8 protein-coding genes and 1 pseudogene are annotated in these 18,428 nt (G+C 42.1%); all 9 read left to right on the forward strand.

Going from position 1 to position 18,428, the window contains the following annotated elements:
* Position 1 precedes the first annotated feature (1 nt).
* The 9 genes and pseudogenes from B5D77_RS07600 to cas10 all read left to right on the forward strand — a co-directional run bounded on the left by B5D77_RS07600 (position 2) and on the right by cas10 (position 18,423).
* Positions 2 to 2,368 carry an isoamylase gene (locus B5D77_RS07600; RefSeq protein ID WP_081504646.1) on the forward strand — a complete coding sequence of 789 codons (2,367 nt, stop codon included), beginning with the start codon at positions 2 to 4 and terminating at the stop codon, positions 2,366 to 2,368.
* 104 nt (positions 2,369 to 2,472) lie between these two features.
* Positions 2,473 to 3,117 carry a DJ-1/PfpI family protein gene (locus B5D77_RS07605; protein ID WP_216362923.1) on the forward strand — a complete coding sequence of 215 codons (645 nt, stop codon included), beginning with the start codon at positions 2,473 to 2,475 and terminating at the stop codon, positions 3,115 to 3,117.
* Between the two features lie 85 nt (positions 3,118 to 3,202).
* Positions 3,203 to 4,795, forward strand: coding sequence for an AGE family epimerase/isomerase (locus B5D77_RS07610; protein ID WP_008197454.1), 1,593 nt, complete (start codon positions 3,203 to 3,205; stop codon positions 4,793 to 4,795).
* Between the two features lie 28 nt (positions 4,796 to 4,823).
* Positions 4,824 to 6,191, forward strand: coding sequence for an alpha-amylase family protein (locus B5D77_RS07615; RefSeq protein ID WP_039899515.1), 1,368 nt, complete (start codon positions 4,824 to 4,826; stop codon positions 6,189 to 6,191).
* 90 nt (positions 6,192 to 6,281) lie between these two features.
* Positions 6,282 to 7,958 (forward strand): hypothetical protein, encoded by a 1,677-nt coding sequence (locus B5D77_RS07620; protein WP_008197457.1) that lies wholly within the window; start codon positions 6,282 to 6,284, stop codon positions 7,956 to 7,958.
* A gap of 123 nt (positions 7,959 to 8,081) precedes the next feature.
* The gene (locus B5D77_RS07625; RefSeq protein ID WP_106908573.1) at positions 8,082 to 12,275 is read left to right on the forward strand and encodes a TIR domain-containing protein; all 4,194 of its coding nucleotides are present in this window, start codon (positions 8,082 to 8,084) and stop codon (positions 12,273 to 12,275) included.
* Between the two features lie 22 nt (positions 12,276 to 12,297).
* Positions 12,298 to 14,430 (forward strand): cache domain-containing protein, encoded by a 2,133-nt coding sequence (locus tag B5D77_RS07630; protein ID WP_106908574.1) that lies wholly within the window; start codon positions 12,298 to 12,300, stop codon positions 14,428 to 14,430.
* 273 nt (positions 14,431 to 14,703) lie between these two features.
* Positions 14,704 to 15,135, forward strand: a pseudogene (locus tag B5D77_RS07635) (IS630 family transposase); the annotation flags it as partial.
* 312 nt (positions 15,136 to 15,447) lie between these two features.
* Positions 15,448 to 18,423, forward strand: coding sequence for a type III-B CRISPR-associated protein Cas10/Cmr2 (gene cas10 / locus B5D77_RS07640; RefSeq protein WP_254053053.1), 2,976 nt, complete (start codon positions 15,448 to 15,450; stop codon positions 18,421 to 18,423).
* Positions 18,424 to 18,428: the final 5 nt, after the last annotated feature.

Below are 18,428 nucleotides of genomic sequence, written 5' to 3' on the forward strand. Positions count from 1 at the left end.
CATGAATTACGCTCGACTCTCATTGGCATGGCATCCTCACTCAAATAACAGAGGGAAATTTTCCTCCCCCAAGCATTGGCTCTTAGCAGCACTGTTATCCCTGGTGTTAAGTTTTGCCATCCCCTCTCTCATCGAACCGGCTCTAGCAGTGGGAGCTAACAACCTGGGGGCGACTTTCGACGCGACCCAAAATAATGTCACCTTTCGCGTCTATTCTAATGCCGCCACTCACCTGGAAGTTTGGCTCTACGACCAGAATTTGGGCGCAGCGGAAAAATTTAAACTTCCTTTAACCCAAGATAGCAGTAGCAAAATTTGGTCTGTTAGCGTACCCGTATCAACCCTGAAAGCCAACGGGATAACAGATACCATCTACTACGGCTATCGCGCTTGGGGTCCGAATTGGACTTACGATCCCTCTTGGACTCAAGGATCGACCGTTGGGTTTGTGCGGGATGTGGACGGTCAAGGAAACCGCTTTAACCCGAATAAACTCCTCTTAGATCCTTATGCAGTGGAGGTAAGCCACGATCGCCTAATTCCCACCGCCACCGGGCAGACCAATGGGGGGATTTATGTCTCAGGTCCAGAATACCGGGCCTTTGACACGGGAAGCCAAGCACCGAAAGGGATTGTCCTGCCGCTCGCTCAAGCTGACATCGGCAATAAACCGACTCGTCCCTTCAAAGATGAGATTATCTATGAAGTTCACCTGCGGGGGTTAACGGAAAACGATCCGGACATTCCCGAAAACCTGCGGGGAACTTATGCCGGAGCGGCACTCAAGGCCAAATATCTCAAAGATTTAGGGGTGACAGCCGTGGAGTTTCTGCCCCTGCAATCGATGCAAAATGACACCAATGATGTGATCGCTTCTACGGCTGGAGATAATTACTGGGGATATGACCCCTATAACTACTTTGCCGCGGATCGCCGCTATGCTGCCGATAAAACTCCGGGGGGGCCGACCCAAGAATTTCAGCAGATGACTAAAGCCTTCCACGAACAGGGACTGAAAGTCTATGTGGATGTAGTCTATAACCATACAGGGGAAGAAGGCGTAGATTCAACGGGAAATATTTCCCCCATTTTCACGATGCGAGGTTTAGACAACCCCACCTATTACGAACTCAGCAACGACGTGCGTTACTACTACAGTGATAACGGGGTCGGGCCGAATTTGAACACGGGCAATCCTGTGGTGCGGGATTTGATTATTGATTCCCTGGCCTACTGGAAAGATACTCTGGGAGTAGATGGATTCCGATTTGACCTCGCGCCGGTGATTGGCAACGACTGCCAGCGGGGATGTTTTCAATTTAACAAATTCAACCCGGAAAATGCCCTCAATCGCATGGTTAAGGAATTGCCGGTACGTCCTGCCAATGGAGGAAATGGGGCGGACTTGATTGCAGAACCTTGGGCCGTCACTAACTACCAGATGGGGAACTTCCCTAGTGGTTGGGCAGAATGGAATGATAAGTTCCGCGATAGTTTCCGTAAAGTCCAAAACCGCTTAGGAGTTGAAAACGTTCCCCCTAACGAATTGGCAACCCGTTTTGCCGGCTCGAGGGATCTATTTCAGGATGATGGTCGTAAGCCTTGGCATTCGGTCAACTTTATCGTCGCCCATGATGGATTTACCTTGCGGGATGTCTATAACTGTAACCAGAAAACCAACAGCCAACTAACTTGGGATCAGGGACCATCTGACGGAGGAACCGATAATAATTTGTCCTGGGATCAGGGAGGAGATCCCTCACTTCAGCGACAAGCCACTCGCACTGCTCTCGCCCTTGAGATGCTTTCGGCAGGTGTTCCAATGATGACGGGAGGAGATGAGATGTATCGTACCCAGTACTGCAATAACAATATGTACAACGTCGATTCTGCCGCCAATTGGCTCGACTATGACAATATCAAGGAGTATCCCCATTTCTTTAACTACAGTCAGAAGTTACTGGCTTTTCGCAATGCCCATCCGGCTTTACGTCCCGCCGATTTCTTTCGAGGGACAGATAATAATGGCAATGGCTTAAAAGACCTCACTTGGTTGCGAAGTGATGGAAATGAACCGGATAGCAATTATTTCTCGGATCCGAACCAGCATTTTCTGGCCTATCGTTTGGATGGCTCGGAATTGGGAGACGGCGGACAATCTATTTATGTCGCCTACAATAGTTGGTCGGGGAATATCCAGGCAACACTGCCCCCGAATCTTCCGGGTAAGCAATGGTATCGAGTCGCCGATACCGCCGGCTTTATGGAAAGTCAGGACAATTTTAATGCTCCCGGTGCGGAAGAATTACTGACAGGTTCAACCTATGATGTCAATGGGCGTTCCCTAGTTTTATTAATTGAGAAGTAGGAGCATTCTATCGACATTGAGTGGCTAGGTCTTGTCGGAAAATGTTTGACAGTGGCCTAGCCCACTCCGCTAAATGTGAATCAACCCTTAGCCAGAAAATAGCTGTGAATAAACCTTTAGCCGGAAAAAAAGTCGCTGTCCTTCTTGAGACAGAGTATATTGCCGCCGAGATTGAGTATTATCAAAGGGAGTTCTCGCAGCTGGGGGCAGAAGTTGAGCTACTGTCCTATTTATGGGGAGCAAAAAGCAGACAGTTAGTTTGTGATATCGATAGTCCAGAGCGTCCGGTTAAAGATATTCATACTCTAGTAGTAGATGTTGATGTCGCAGATCGGGAGGCGAATAATTACGATATTGTGGTTATGGCGGCAAATTATTGCAGTGTGAGATTGCGAGAAATTCCGCCAATGGGCAGTTTAGGAAGTCCGGATTTACTTGCTACTCCCCCGGCAGTGGATTTTTTTGCCAAGGCCATGTTAAATAAAAAAATCGTCAAAGGTGCTTTGTGTCATGCTTTATGGATTTTAACTCCCATTCCAGCCTTATTAAAGGGGCGTAAGGTTATTTGTCATACGGTGGTTTTGGCAGATGTTCATAATGCTGGGGCGATTTTTGTTCCGGCTCCCGAAAAAGTTGTCATTGATGATGATTTAATAACTGGACGCTCTTTTGCTGATATAGAAGCTTATTTTCAGGCCATCGTACAAACAGCGATCAAGAAAGATACTAACTGCAATTTGATTAAATAAATCCTCAACCACCGAGGGGGTGTGATTCCTGAAACATTTAATCTAGGCATCCTGCCTGTTGTCAACATTTATTGAGGCAATAATCATGTTAGCTCAAACTCAGTCATGGCCAACACAAATCACGGGAAAAAGGATCGCTATTATTGTTTTAGCTTTCCTCTTTAGTTGCGGAATTTTAGTTGCTTATCCCTCTCAGGTATTAGCTGATAAAAACGTTAATACAGTTAATGTAGAACAATTGCTGAAGCTGTTACCCAATGGTGATCGCTGGAAGAAACACATGACGGAAGAGCTGCTACCTTTCTGGGAAATGGAGACAGCTTTAGGTCAACCGCTGGGGAATTTTCCGACTTATCGCTGTAATGATGGTTCCTTATATAACTCTCAGTCACCTTGTCCAGAATTAAAATATGCCGCACCTGGTATTGTTTGGGTTGAGCCGGATTATCGAGACTATGTCCGCGCCAAATCTCGACAAGTTTATGCCTATGGAGTAGCTTTCCATGTAACCGGTGATGAGACTTATTTAAACTATGCTCGAGCCGGAGCCAATTATCTGCGAAAATATGCTTTAGATTCCCAAAATGGGGGGGCCTATAGCTATTGGCATGAACCCGAACATTTACCCGGACCAGAAAAACTACAAAGAACCAGTCAAGATTTAGCTTATGCTCTGAGTGGGATGGGATTTTACTATTATCTCACCCGCGATGCTGCTGTTTTAAAGGACATCATCCAGGTTAAAAACTACATTTTTGACACCTATTACGAGCCGACTCTGGATCTGATTAATTGGGTCAAAGAACCTTCTCCGGATGGAGATCAAGCCAACCAAAAAGAATTAGTCTCCCAACTGGATCAAATTTATGGTTATATGTTGTGGTTAACCCCGACATTAGCTGAACCAGATCAAACTCAATGGAAGCAAGATCTGAATCATTTAGCCCACATTATCATCAATCAGTTTTATAGTCCTCAACAAAATCTGTTTTGGGGTGCTGTTACCAATAGTAACATCAAACATTTAGGGACACCGCATACAGATTTTGGCCATTCCGTTAAAACTATGTGGTTAATTTATCAAATCGGTAAGCTAACCGATGATTTAGAATTAACCTTGTTTGGGGAGAATCATGCCGCAGAAATTCTGGAAACAGCTTACTTGAAAAAAACTGGCTCTTGGGCCAGGGGGTTTGATGAAAATGGCAAAATAGATCCAGATAAAGAATGGTGGAGTTTAGCAGAATTGGATCAGGTGAGTGCAACTTTAGGGTTAGTCGATCCAAGCTATGCAGTTTACTTGCCGAAAACCTATAACTATTGGTTTAATTATATGGTCGATCCAGAAAATAAGGAAATCTGGCACATGGTAAGTGCTAAGACGAATAAACCTTATCCTTGTCTGGCCACTCAACCATTAAACGAGTCTAAATGTTTTCCGAAACAGCATTCTTGGAAAAATGCCCTCCATTCATTTGAACACGCTTTAGTAGGATATATCACCATGCAGCAAATTCATAATCAACCCGTCCAGCTTTATTATGCCTTTAAAGAGAAACCAGAGGATAAATTCATCTATCCTTATTTTTATGAGGGCAAGGTTAGCCAGATCATTAATCACTCAACTCAAGACAATTCTAGTTCTATCCAAGAAGTAATCTTCACCGATATCCGTTGAAAATTTCTAAAATCATGGAGCAAAAATAATGACTAATTCCCTCTCTATAGGGTTGAAAACGTTACTCACTGTCATCATGGCCTTTTTTGTCGTGTTTGTTAACCCAGTGAGGGCCGATGTGATCTATCATGCCTTTAATGTTCCTTTTCGGGAGATTGAAAGGGAACTTCCTGAACTTAAAGCAGATGGCTTTACCTACATTCAAATTTCACCCCCTCAATTGAGTAACCCTTCCCCTGAATGGTGGGGCAGATATCAACCGATTGATTTTACTGTGATTGATAGTCCTTTAGGCAATGAAAATGAGCTAAAAGAACTTATTGACACGGCCCATCAACAGGGAGAAAAAATTATTGTCGATGTGGTGCTTAATCACATGGCCAACTATGAAAATTATCCCAATACCCTGCAATATCCACGCTTTTCTCCTCAAGATTTTCACGGCAGGGCTTGCATTCAAAACTATGATGATTCCTATCAAGCTACTCACGGATGGTTAGGACTAGACTGTGCTAGTGGTCAAGGGGGACTGCCTGATTTAAACACTGAATCTTCCTATGTCCGTCAAGAGGCGAAAAATTACATTAATAAGCTTTTAGACCTTGGTGCTGATGGGTTCCGTTTTGATGCGCTTAAACATATTGAACCGGGCTTTTTCCAAGAAGTGCTTGCGGGAGTAGCCGCCGATGTCTATCTCTATGGGGAAATTGTCGAAGATAGTCCAAGAATGGCTTTTTCCTATACTTCTATTCACGATCTTGATGTTACGGATTACCCCCTATTAAATACTCTTAAAAGGGCTTTTAGTCTGGGGGGTGATTTGCGTATTCTCAAAGATCCCAGAAGTGGAAATGGAGCTTTACCCGGTCCCAATGCTGTCACCTTTGCTAAAACCCATGATACCGTTCCGGGCAGCCTGCTTTATGGGGGTTATGGATTAGATTCAAGGGATAGTATCTTAGCTAATGCTTTCGTGCTTTCCCGTGCCGATGGATTACCTTTAATTTATGGGGAGGATGCTTCAGATCCCATTGTTAAAGCGGGGGTGGGATTCCATGAGCAAATGATGGGACAACCTCAGTCTTTCCCGAATGGTAATGAGATTGCCACAGGGGGAGATAGCCCAAATTTACTCTTTATTGAAAGAGGCGATTTAGGTATTGCCATGATCAATAAATCTGGCAATCCATTTGATGTTGCCGATGCTAGAATGCCTGGTTTAGACGTAGGTTGCTATCAAGAACTGCACTACAATTTCCCCATGTCTGTCAGTGTTGGTGGGGATGGACAGAAACAGATAACTCGCTGGGGTAATAACGAAAGAGGGGGCATTTCAATTCAACCTAGAGATGCCATGTTTTTTGTCAAAACTTCCGATAACATCTGTGTTCGATGATGCTAATGGGAGTTCTCTACTTTAAATCATGGAGAAAAAATGATGACGAATTCACTCTCTGTAGGGCTGAAAACATTGCTAACCCTTATCATGGCCTTTTTTGTGGTGTTTGTTAACCCAGTTAAGGCTGATGTGAGCAATCAGGTTTTTTCTACTCCAATTGTCAATCAAAAAACCGAGGGAATGGCGATTCCAGTGCTGTGTAACCCGGACATTTCTCAATGTCCCGCCAGTGCCCAGTTACTGGGAACGGTTAACAACAACCGAGGACACTGGAATCCCTTTTTACCAGAAAACAACATGATTGAAGACGGCCCGCTCTATTACAAGGAATTAGAACTCAAGGCGAATGGAGGCCGCCACGGTAACGGAATCTATGCTTTCCGTTTTGTTACTAATCAAAACTTGCAACAGACCTTCAAGGCCGATCACAACCGAACGGATAGTACAGGTAAACCTAAATTGGTGGCAGGAGAACTCGCTCACCAAGCCCAGAATATTATCATCAAAGTTGACCGTGACGATGTTTATAAAATTAGCTTTAACCCTTCAAACTTAACCTTTGATGTCACGCCTCATCCCACCTACCTAACAAAAATTGAATCGGTACAACTAAATGGATTTGTCTGGGATGACGAAGATATGTTCCAGAAATTTGATGAAACCCGTGCCAACCACGAAATCACAAAAAACGGGGATTGGTGGGAGAAAACAATCCCCCTCAAGGCGAATGGGGGTATTGATTTTAGAGCCGATGGAGTCTATCAATTTTTATTCTCTGCCAACCACAACGAGGACTGGGGATTTGGCGCCTATAATAACGGCAAAAATACTCTCACCGGAGGAACTGGCTTTGGCAGCAGCGGGGGACAGAGCCGGCACTCCGCAATCACGATTCAAGTCTTTGAAGATGGTAATTACACCCTCCAGATGAATCCCTTGGAATATAAGTTTCAAGTCAAAGCTCCTGAGGGGGTAAGACCTGTTAAAATCTGGAACGACGTAAACTCCTTTCAATTACTCGGCACCTTTTATCCCGATGTTCAATTCGATCCCACCAAGGCAGAACACAATATGGAACCTGTTGGTGACAAGATCTGGACGAAAACTTTGCAATTAAAACCGGGTATTTACGGGGCAAATTTTGCCATTTCTGGGGAGCTTTTTTTGGATACAATGGCCCTCGGTGCTTGGCTGGAATCCGATCACCCCAACAAACTGATTGGTCGCGGCTGGCATGGCAAGCCTAACGAGCCTAATATTTTCTTTGAAGTCAAAGAAACTGGAGCCTACCGATTCACCTACGACGGCGCTCAAGATCAATTCTCAATTGAATCCTTAAGCAATGCCCCTTTGCAACCGCCGGCCGTGATTGAAACCTTACAGTTAGTGGGGAATTTCCCTGAACCTCTGCAAGCTTGGGAGCCAACCAGTACCGCCAACAATATGCAACAAATTGGCCCGCACATCTTTAGCAAAGATGTCCAGCTGGAAGCCAATCGCAAGTATGAGTATAAGTACAATGCCAATAATTGGGGTTGGCTCTGGGTATTTGCCGATTACGAATTGGACGGCTACGGACGGGACTTTCTGGGAAGAAACCCCGACCCCGCTCATGCCCGAATTGAAGACTTGAAAGTGTACGGACAGCTTACCACTCACGGCAATCCTCCCCCTCTCCAATTCACTCCTACAGCCAGTGGTTGGTACACATTTACTGTCAACTTGGAAACGGGGGCCTACTCGGTGCAACCCAGTAAAAAATAAAATTAGGTTTGTAGTTGGGCTTTAGTCCTGACCAGATAGGGCCTTTGTCCGACTACTTACTCCGCGCGCGCGCGCGGAGGCAAATAACTTTTCTTTTTCTCTAAAGTCCACAGGGAGAGTAAAATGAAAAATTTCTTTGATGTCTTTATCTCCTATGGACGTGCTGATAGTAAAGCTTTTGCTATCAAACTTAATCAAAGGTTGGCAGCAGAAGGCTTAAACGTCTGGTTCGACCAAGAAGATATTCCCTTGGCTGTGGACTATCAAGAACAGATTAATGATGGCATCGAGAGGACACATAACTTTATTTTTATCATCGCCCCTCATTCAGTTAATTCCCCATATTGCCTGAAAGAAATTAATCTAGCGATTAAGTACAACAAGCGCATTATTCCGCTGCTTCATGTTGAACAAATTAGCCAAGAAACTTGGCGGCAAAGAAATACAGATAAAACTGAAGCTGACTGGCAAGAATATCAAGCTGAGGGAAGGCATTCTAGTTTTCCGAATATGCACCCAGTGATCGGCAAAATTAACTGGATCTATTTCCGAGAAGAAATTGATGATTTTGAAAGTTCTTTTGCTGGCTTGATTAGCGCAATTTATCAGCAACAACATTATGTGGAAAACCACAGTATTCTTTTGGTTAAAGCCTTAAATTGGTTGAGGAATCAGCAGCAAACTAATTATCTGTTAATTGGCGAAGAGAGACAGGCAGCAGAAAAGTGGTTAAAACATAGATTTACTGAGGAACAGCCGCCCTGTCTGCCTACAGATTTACACTGCGAATTTATTAGCGAAAGCAGTAAAAATGCTAATAATTTGATGACACAGGTTTTCCTGTCATCGTCAGAAAAAGATAATGTCATCAAGGAGAAAATTGGCAAGGCTTTGATGCGAGAAGGCTTTACCATCTGGACTAATCAGACAGATATTAAAACGGGAACTGCCTTTCAGGAGCAAATTAATAAAGGTATTGAAGGGGCGGATAACTTTGTTTATTTAATATCTCCAGAAGCCCTGCAATCATCATACTGTAATCTCGAACTTGCTCACGCTTTTGCTACCAACAAACGCATTATTCCTTTGCTGATTGAAAAGACCGATATTGAGTTAATACCATCCCAGCTACAGAAATTACAATTTATTGACTTAACTGAACATGAAGATCGGGACAAATATCGCAGTAGTATCGATAAATTGTTGAGGGAATTAAACAGTGATGTTGCTTATTATGAAAGTCATAAAGTGCTGTTAGTCAAAGCCTTGAAATGGCAGCAGCAAACCCACAACCCTAGTGTCCTATTCCGGGGCTATAATCTCCAACATTTTGAAGCTTGGCTGAAGGTAGCTAAACAGCGAAAAGAATCCCCTCCCTTACCGATACAGGAAGAATTTATTATCGCTAGTCTCAATCAACATAAACCATCTTCTTTAGAAGTTTTTATCTCTTATTCTCGTGCCGATTCAGATTTAGCAAGAAGATTAAATGAGGCTCTGTCTTCACTCGGTAAGCTCACTTGGTTCGATCAAGAAAGTATAGCTTCTGGAGAAGATTTTCGGCGAGAAATTTATCAAGGCATTGAAATTTCCGACAACTTTGTATTTATCATTTCTCCCCAATCAATCAATTCACCTTATTGTTCTGATGAGGTGGAATATGCCCAAAAATTAAATAAGCGAATTATCCCGATCTTACACCAAAAAGTTGCAGCCAAAGATTTGCCCGCTGCCTTAGCTAGTATTCAGTGGCTTGATTTTAGTCAGCATGGTGGGGACTTTCTGACCAATTTTACTCAGTTAGTTAGAACCATACATACAGACAGAGATCACGTTCATAACCATAGCAAATGGTTACAGAGAGCAAAAGAATGGGAAAATAGCCAAGAAAATGCTGACTTACTACTCCGGGGCAGTGAATTTGTCCTCGCTCAAACTTGGTTAAAGAAAATTGAGGAACAAAATAAACAACCCCCGGCAACCGAGTTACATAAGGAATTTATTCAAGCTAGTCAGACAGCCATTGAAGCGGCGGAAACAGCAGAAAAAGAACGACAACAACATTTACTCAAGCTTCAGCAAGAACGAACCCAAGAGGTAGAAAAACGCCTAGAACAAGAGAAAAAAAATGCCAGACGGCAAAAGCAATTGCTAATCGTAGTAAGTTTGCTTGGGGGAGTGGCGACTTGCTTGGGTTTTTTTGCCGCCAAGGAGTATCGCCAAGCAGCCATTAGCGAGATTGTCGCGGTCGGTCGAACCAGTCAAGCTTCCTTTGCCTTAAATGAACAATTGGAAGCGTTGACAGCAGCCATCAAAGCCAAGCGGCTAGAAATAGATTTAGAGTCAAGACCTTTCGTTAATCTACCGCCCAAGCTAAAAAACAATCTGAAAGATATCCTAAAGATAGCCCTCTATGGCATCAAACAAGCTAATATCTTCTCAGGACATTATGGCGATGTTTTAGGAGTCAAATTTAGCCCCGATGGTGAGATGATTGCCTCCGCTAGTGCAGACAATACGCTCAAACTCTGGAAAAGAGACGGAAGTTTATTAGCCACTCTTGATGAAAAGCGTGGTGGACACAAAGGTTCAGTAAATGCAGTGGCTTTCAGCCCCGATGGTCAGTTGATCGCCTCCGCTAGTACAGACAAGACAATCAAACTTTGGAAAACAGACGGGACCCTATTAAAGACACTGAAGGGACATCGGGATAGAGTTAACGCAGTGGCTTTCAGCCCGGATGGTCAGTTGATTGCCTCTGCTGGTAACGATACCACTGTTAAACTCTGGAAACGAGACGGGACCTTATTGAAGACACTGAAAGGTAATCAGAATTGGAGTTATGTTTATACAGTCGCTTTCAGCCCCGATGGTCAGTTGATTGCCTCAGGTCATAGGGACAAAATAATCCGAATCTGGAGGCGAGACGGGACCTTGTTGAAGACGCTGGAAGAACACGAGGGACCGGTAAACCTAGTGGTTTTCAGCCCTGACGGTCAGTGGATTGCTTCAGGAAGTTATGACAAAACGCTCAAACTCTGGAAGCTAGACGGTACCTCGCCGACTATCACCTTTTACGGCCAGGAAGATCCTATTTATGGGCTTACCTTCACCCCAGATGGTGAGCAAATCGTTTCGGGAAGTGATGACAAAACGGTCAGACTCTGGAAACTTGACGGCACTTTATTGATGACTCTCCGGGGACATAGCGATGCAGTTAATACGGTTGATGTCCATAACGACGGTAAAAATCTGCAAATTGCCTCGGGGAGTGACGACAACGAGGTTAGACTCTGGAAACCTTACAATGAATTAGCAACGACTCTTTTTGGCCATAGCGATGTGGTGTCGGCTATAGATTGGAATGCTGATCTAATTGTCTCAGGAAGTTGGGATAAAACACTCAAACTCTGGAAACGCGATGGCACCCTGAGTACCCTACTAGGACATAAAGGTTCAGTTAGCTCTGTCAAGATTAGTCCTAATGGTCAATTTATTGTTTCAGGAAGTCCAGACGGAAAGGTGAACATCTGGCGGCGAGATGGTAAATTGCTCAATAGCCTGAAAGGAGGCACTGGTGGTATTAACGACCTCGTAATTAGCCCCGACAGTAAGTTTATTGTCTCAGGGAATTGGGACAAAACACTGAAAATCTGGCGGCGAGATGGTAAATTGCTCAATACCCTGAGAGGACACACTGAGGTGGTTGAGACAGTGGCGATTAGCCCAGATGGTAAGTTTATTGCTTCTGGAAGTGCCGATAATAGGATCAAAATCTGGCGGCTAGATGGCCATGGCACTTTGATAAGTATTCTCACTCTTAAAGAACATCTAAGTCCCATTTTAGCGATTGATTTCAGCCCAGACGGTAGAATGCTCGTTTCTGGAAGTGGCGACAATACTATTAAACTCTGGAAGACTGATGAAAAGGGACAATGGCTTCCTTCCTCTGTTAAAACCATCGAAGGACATTCTAATTCGGTGTTGGACGTTAAATTTAGCCCCGACGGACAACAAATTGCTTCGGCTAGTAGTGATGATACCATTAAAATTTGGCAACTTGACGGTACTTTAGTGAATATGCTGCCGGGGTTTGGGGCTGATGTTAACGCCATCCATTTTAGTCAAGACGGTAAAACTCTTGTCTCCGGGAGCAGCAACAAAACAATAATTATTTGGGATTTGGCTCGCCATGTAACACCTAAAGATATCCAAAGATACGCTTGCAAGTGGTTAAAGGATTATTTACAGCATAACTCTGAGGTGACAGAGAGCGATCGCCGTCTTTGTGATCGGATTCTCGACAAAGATTATTGAAATAAAATAAGGTTAAGTCAAAATGCAAACTCAAACCAATCCTTGGCAAAAACGAATCTTTAGACTGTCCCTGTCTCTCTGCGTCATCAGTTTCTTGTTGGCAACCTTCACCATTTATGCTTACTGGCGGGAGAAAAATCAAACCAGAGAAACAGCGAAAAATAATGCCCGACAAGAAGCTGTCCGCGCCGCTAAAGAAATCGATACCCAGCTTCGTAAACTCCAGAATAGTGCCAATTCTATCGCCCACGATATCAGTAAAGGAAAACTTAAAGATCAACAGTTGCTTGAGCGATTAAAAAGCACGATAGAACAAAATCCCAATTGGTTCGGTGTCGGTGCGGCTTATACTCCCTATACTTACAATTCCCAGATGCGTCTGTATGCTCCCTACTACATCAGAAAACAGGGTAAACTGCAATTACTGCAACTGGAATCTTTTTACGATTATACTCAACCCGGAAAGGGGGATCGGTATATCCAGTCCTTAGCCTCCGGTTCAGTTTGGCTAGAACCTTATTTTGGAGCGGCAACTAACACTTTCCTCGCAGAATTTGGCACTCCTTTTTATCGCCTTAATCCAAAAACAAAAAAAAAGATTCCCTCTGGGGTAGTCTTCGCCAACTATTCCCTAGATGGGTTGAAAAACTTAATGAACTCGCTCAAACTAGGTAAGACTGGCTACGGATTTATCCTATCTAAAAAAGGAACTTTGATCTATAGTCCTAGAGAAGATTGGGTTAAAGAGCAAAAAACTATCTTTCAAATAATTTCTCAAGGGTATAAACCCGAAAAATTGCGAGTTCCAGCCGAAAAAGCTCTCAAAGGATCTAAGATTGAAATGGATTTTGAAAATCCCTTAACGGGACAATCTAGCTGGATATTTTTTGAACCTATTCCTACTACAGGTTGGACATTAGCTGCTGTCTTCATTCAAGATGAAATTTTAGTAAACACCAAGAGCTTACATAATAAACTTATCCTGATTAACTTACAAATAATTAGCTTTTTCTTTTTTCTATTTATCCTACTATTTCGCGCTTATAAAGGCAGTGTTCGCAGTCTTTGGGCTGTCTCTTCTTCCACTTCTGTTGTCTTGCTGGCGGGAATCGGATTTATTTGGTATCTCCAAATCTCTGAACATAAAATCGAACAGAAAAACAATATAGTGCTTCTGAAAAAAGCGGGTTTAAATAAATTCCTGCGATCTCGTAAATCCGAAAACCCTAAAGACTCCCCCCTCTATATTCCCACAGGAGTTTTTGTGCAGTCTCTAGAATTTGAAGATGCTAATGATGTGTTTATCACGGGCTATATTTGGCAAAAGTATGATAAGAATATCCCTCAAAGCGTCAGTCGGGGTTTTATCCTTCCCGAAGCAGTTGATCCCAATGTGACTGAAATTTATCGTCATCAAGACCAAAATTTTGAAGTGATCCTCTGGTATTTTGAAGCTAAACTCCGGGAAAACTTTGATTATTCTAAGTATCCCTTTGATGTTAAAGATGTCTGGATTCGCCTCTGGCCTAAAGACTTCTACAAAAATATCATCCTCACTCCAGATTTTGATGCCTACGATTTGATGATTCCTACTTCCCTACCCGGTTTAGCAGAGAATTTTGTTTTGCCTGGTTGGGATATTAAGAGTAGTTTTTTCCAGTACAAACTCAATAACTATAATACCAATTTTGGCATTAACAGCTATATCGGCCAGGACAATTTTCCCGAACTCTATTTTACGGTTATTGTCCAACGAAATTTTATCAATGTACTGATCAGCAATATGATGATAATTATTGTTGTCCTATTACTGCTTTTTTGTATTCAAATACTGATCATCAAACATAAAGAGAGTGGTGAAAATCAAGATTTTACCGCTTTAGAGATCGTTTCTGCTTGTGGGGCTTTTCTTTTTATTATCATTATCGACCAGATTAATCTCAGACAAAAAATTGTCACAGCAGGTATTATTTATTTAGATTATTTCTATTTCATACTATATATAATGATCATTTTAGTGGCAATTAATGCCATCCTTTTTGCTTCTAACATCAAACTTGATTGGATTCATTATAAAAACAACTTAATCCCAAAGCTACTTTATTGGCCGACTAATCTGGCACTGTTACTGCTAGTGACTCTGTTAGTTTTTTAGGCTCTTCCGTTTTTACATAAGCTAAAACGCACTTAAACCACCTAAAATAGAAATAGTAACGGTTCTTCGGTTTGTGTTATGTAATGGACGGGGGTTATAAGAGATGGAACCCTTATAGAGAAAGACATTGGACGATTTTTGTCAATTGTTTTTGATCTAGAGCGAGCTAATCAGTTAAATCTTTTGCCAGATAAGGATTTAGTCGATTTATGTCCCCCTATCGAACCATAACAAGTAACGAAGAGCCATAGTAACTTGAGAAAATTCCTACTTATGCCAGCCAAAGATTTCCTAGACTTAGAAGAAAAGAAAAACTTACAAAAAGCTCTTAAAGAAGAAGAAAGAGCAGAGGTTAGGGAAAGAATTTTAAGGTTTCTCTTGCTAAACGACGGAAAAACTCAACGAGAAATAGCTGAGTTTATTGGCTGTTCACTCAAAACAGTCGCCCATTGGTGTGTTCATGGCGATCCTAACAATATAGAAAGTCTAGAAGATGGGAGAAAAAATGGAAATCATAAAAAAGCCACAGAGGAATATATTAATTTACTATTGAAAATAGTTGATGAAGACCCGAAGGAATTGGGATATGAATTCGGGAGATGGACAGCGGCAAGATTAGCAGAGCATCTAGAAAAGGAAACAGGAATTAAACTGAGTGGCTCGCAAGTGAGAAGAATATTGAGAAGAAAAAAGTATGTGTATATCTGCTAACAGGGGGACAAGAAAGCTAAAATTCATATATCGTAAGCTTTTCATGGTTTTAGCTCGAAAAAGTTCGCCGCACCATCTCTCACTTATTAATAATAATTCCTAGTAAGCTCGCTCCTATCCCTAATTCTTTCGTTAGTTTTTTGCCTAGAATCGCTCGATCTATTTCTAGCGAGAGAAGCCAGAAGCCTTTGTTGGCAAGTTTTCTAGCTCGCTTGTCCCCCTGTCAGTATAGTTAATCAATTATTTTGCTTAACTATCTTTGTTTTCGTGATAAAGTTTAAAGAGAGGCCTTAGCAATTTATGATTATGCCAGAATCAGAGTCCCCTATTAATTCAAAAAATTTCTATTCTCGTAAACTTTGTGCCTTGCTAGAAGACAAATCTATTTTGCAACAATTACAGTCTATTCACCCAGAAGAGTTACCCCTGCAAATAGCTAGTTCATCTGATCGCGTTAATCTAGGAGAGGCTCAAGGCACTAATATTAATAGCGTGAAACATCCCATCAGTGGACAAACTCGAAATATTACTTCACAAGACTTAAGACCAGAAATTCCCGCAGAAATTACCTCAGAAACGGATATAGAAAAACTATTTTGGTGGTTTTGGCGATTTTATCCCGAACTCATCCGACAAAACCAGAATGATTTTTTCCTCTATCCTGCTCACAGCATCCTTCCTGATTGTCCCCTACATAGCTACAAAAGTACAGTTTCCGCTCTAGTTGGGGCGATGTATCCCGAACATTGGCAAGAAGGAGGTAAATCCCAACATCCTTATCTTTTTCTCTTTACCTTCTCCCCAGTACAAGAATTTATCAAAGCATCCCGAAAATTTGTCGATTTTTGGGCAGGTTCCTATCTACTGCACTATCTCAGTGTTAAACTCTGTTGGTATATTGCCGAAACTTATGGGTCTGATGCTGTGATTACTCCTTCTCTTTGGAGTCAAGAAATTATCGATGCTTTAATTATTAAAAAATATCCAGATTTTGCGGCTAATTTTGCTTCTTTTCAAGACGGAACATCTCCAGTTGGTAGATTTGATAATGGCATCTCTACAAGTTTAAGTACGGCTGGATTTCCTAATGTGATTATGGCTTTAGTTCCTGGTAAAGAAGCAGCTAGAGAATTGGGAGAGAAATTAAAAAAATGTTTAATAAAAGAATGGTCAGAGATTGCCAAAAAAGTTAGGGAAGATATCAAAAAACGAACCCTAGAGTTTCTTAAAGATACTAAAAATCAGCAGAAAATAGATGAAATATTATTAAAGGAGTTTTTAAGCGAACAAGAAATATGTAAACGAGATTTAAAAAAATGGCAGATAGGACATCATGGTAGTTGTTGGGAGTGGAATAAACTCTGGGAAGCACAAATAGACAAAACTTGGGAAACTTACTGGACTGCAATGCCTCTAGGCAATCCAGAGCAGCCATTAACTATTAATCCCACAGAGGAAAATTATCAGCAATGGAAACAAGCTCAAAATGCGATCGCCCCTCCTCATTTAGCTGAATCTCTACCTACAACAGCCGAAGAAAACCTTTACGAACAGATAAATACTGGTACTTGGTGGGGGGCATTACAAGCTCGTTTGGGACAGTCTACTCAAGCCGTAAAAAATACTCGCACTTGGGCAATTCCTACAGCACCTGGGGAACGTTCCACTTTATCGGGTCAGTTTAGCGCAGTTCATCCCCAATTACATTATCATGGGCAGTTTAAAAATGGAGGTGGACTTTCGGCTCGATCAATGGGTCTATTTTGGCGATTAATGGCTGAAGTTTATCCAGGGTTATTTAATGGTTCAGAAAAATTGAATGCGATCGAATTAACAAAACGCATGGCTTGGCGATATGGGGGAGTTGCTGAATCTTTGGGAATTAATCTAGGGCAAGAAGATGATACTAACTATGATAATTTAATTCGGTTTCCCAATTTAAGTTCTATTGCTGCTGCAAGATTTGCTTACGAAGATTTTAAAAAAGGAGGACAAAAAACACGCAACTATTGGAATTGTCTTAACACACTTATTAACCAACAATTACCTAACAAAGCAGACACTTTTGCCTCCCGTACTCGTGGTCGTCCTTATCAGATATCAAAAGTTGATCGGCAAATTAATCCAGAAAATAGGAATGGACAGAATTTTAATGGAGTCATGTTTTCCAGTAAATGGTTAGCTGATGACATGAATTGTAACGCTCAAGAAACAGCAACATTAAGAAGTTTAGTTGAAGAAGCGCATAAAAAAGCAAAATTTGGCGAAGGAAGTCCAGCCGATTGGTGGGTAATTGTCCTCGGTGATGGGGATGGGATGGGGAAATATGTCTCTGGGTCAAAATTAAAGAAATACAAAGAGTATTTAATCACAGATGCGATCGCAGAAAATGTCAAAAATCATCAAGATTATCCAGATTTACTAGCAACGCAAAAACGCATGGGGCCAGCAACCCATGTCGGGTTAAATCGCGCCTTATTAGACTTTTCTAATCGCTTAGTACCCTACCTTACGGAAGAACGTTATTGTGGTAAAGTCGTCTATAGTGGCGGTGATGATGTGATGGCAGTGTTACCTCTAGCAGATTTACCGGGATATTTGCGATCGCTTCGTGCTGCTTGGTGTGCTGACCCAGATCCAGAAAGAGAATTCAGCACAGAGGGGGGTTACTGGACTCCTAAACAATCTCTGCAAGGATTACAAAAACGTCCCTATTTTACGATGGGAGATGGGGCAACCATGAGTCTAGGCATTGTTATCGCTCATAAAAGTGTACCTCTTCCTACCGTATTAGAAAGCCTGTGGACGGCTGAAAAAGACCGTGCTAAAAAGTTATATGGAAAAGATGGACTCTGTTTTCGGGTGATTTATGGTTCGGGTAACACTTTAGAAGCCTTGATGAAAGGGGAGTTATTAGACTTATGGTGGAATTTTATGCAGTATGATCAGCAAGATTTGAGTGCGTTGTTCTATCGATTAGCCGAAGAATTACCCCGTCATGCTTGTGTTACTGAAAGCGATCGCTTATTGAGAAAAGCCGCACAAGTGATCATCAACCGTCGAGATCAAACACTAGAGTCTCATATTCAAGAAAACTTGCTAAATTGGTTGGATCAGTGGGAAAACTGGGCTTATCAAACCTATAATCAAGTAAATAAAAATAAAACTGAAAAAGAAGTCCCTTTAGGTACGACCGAAAAGGATTTAGCTAATCTTTTGCGGTTTAGTGCTTTCTGGAATAACAAAAGGATGCAACAAATGAAATGGGGAGAAACTGAGTAATAAAC

Origin of the sequence: Microcystis sp. MC19 (assembly GCF_003019735.1) — a bacterium.
Lineage (GTDB): Bacteria > Cyanobacteriota > Cyanobacteriia > Cyanobacteriales > Microcystaceae > Microcystis.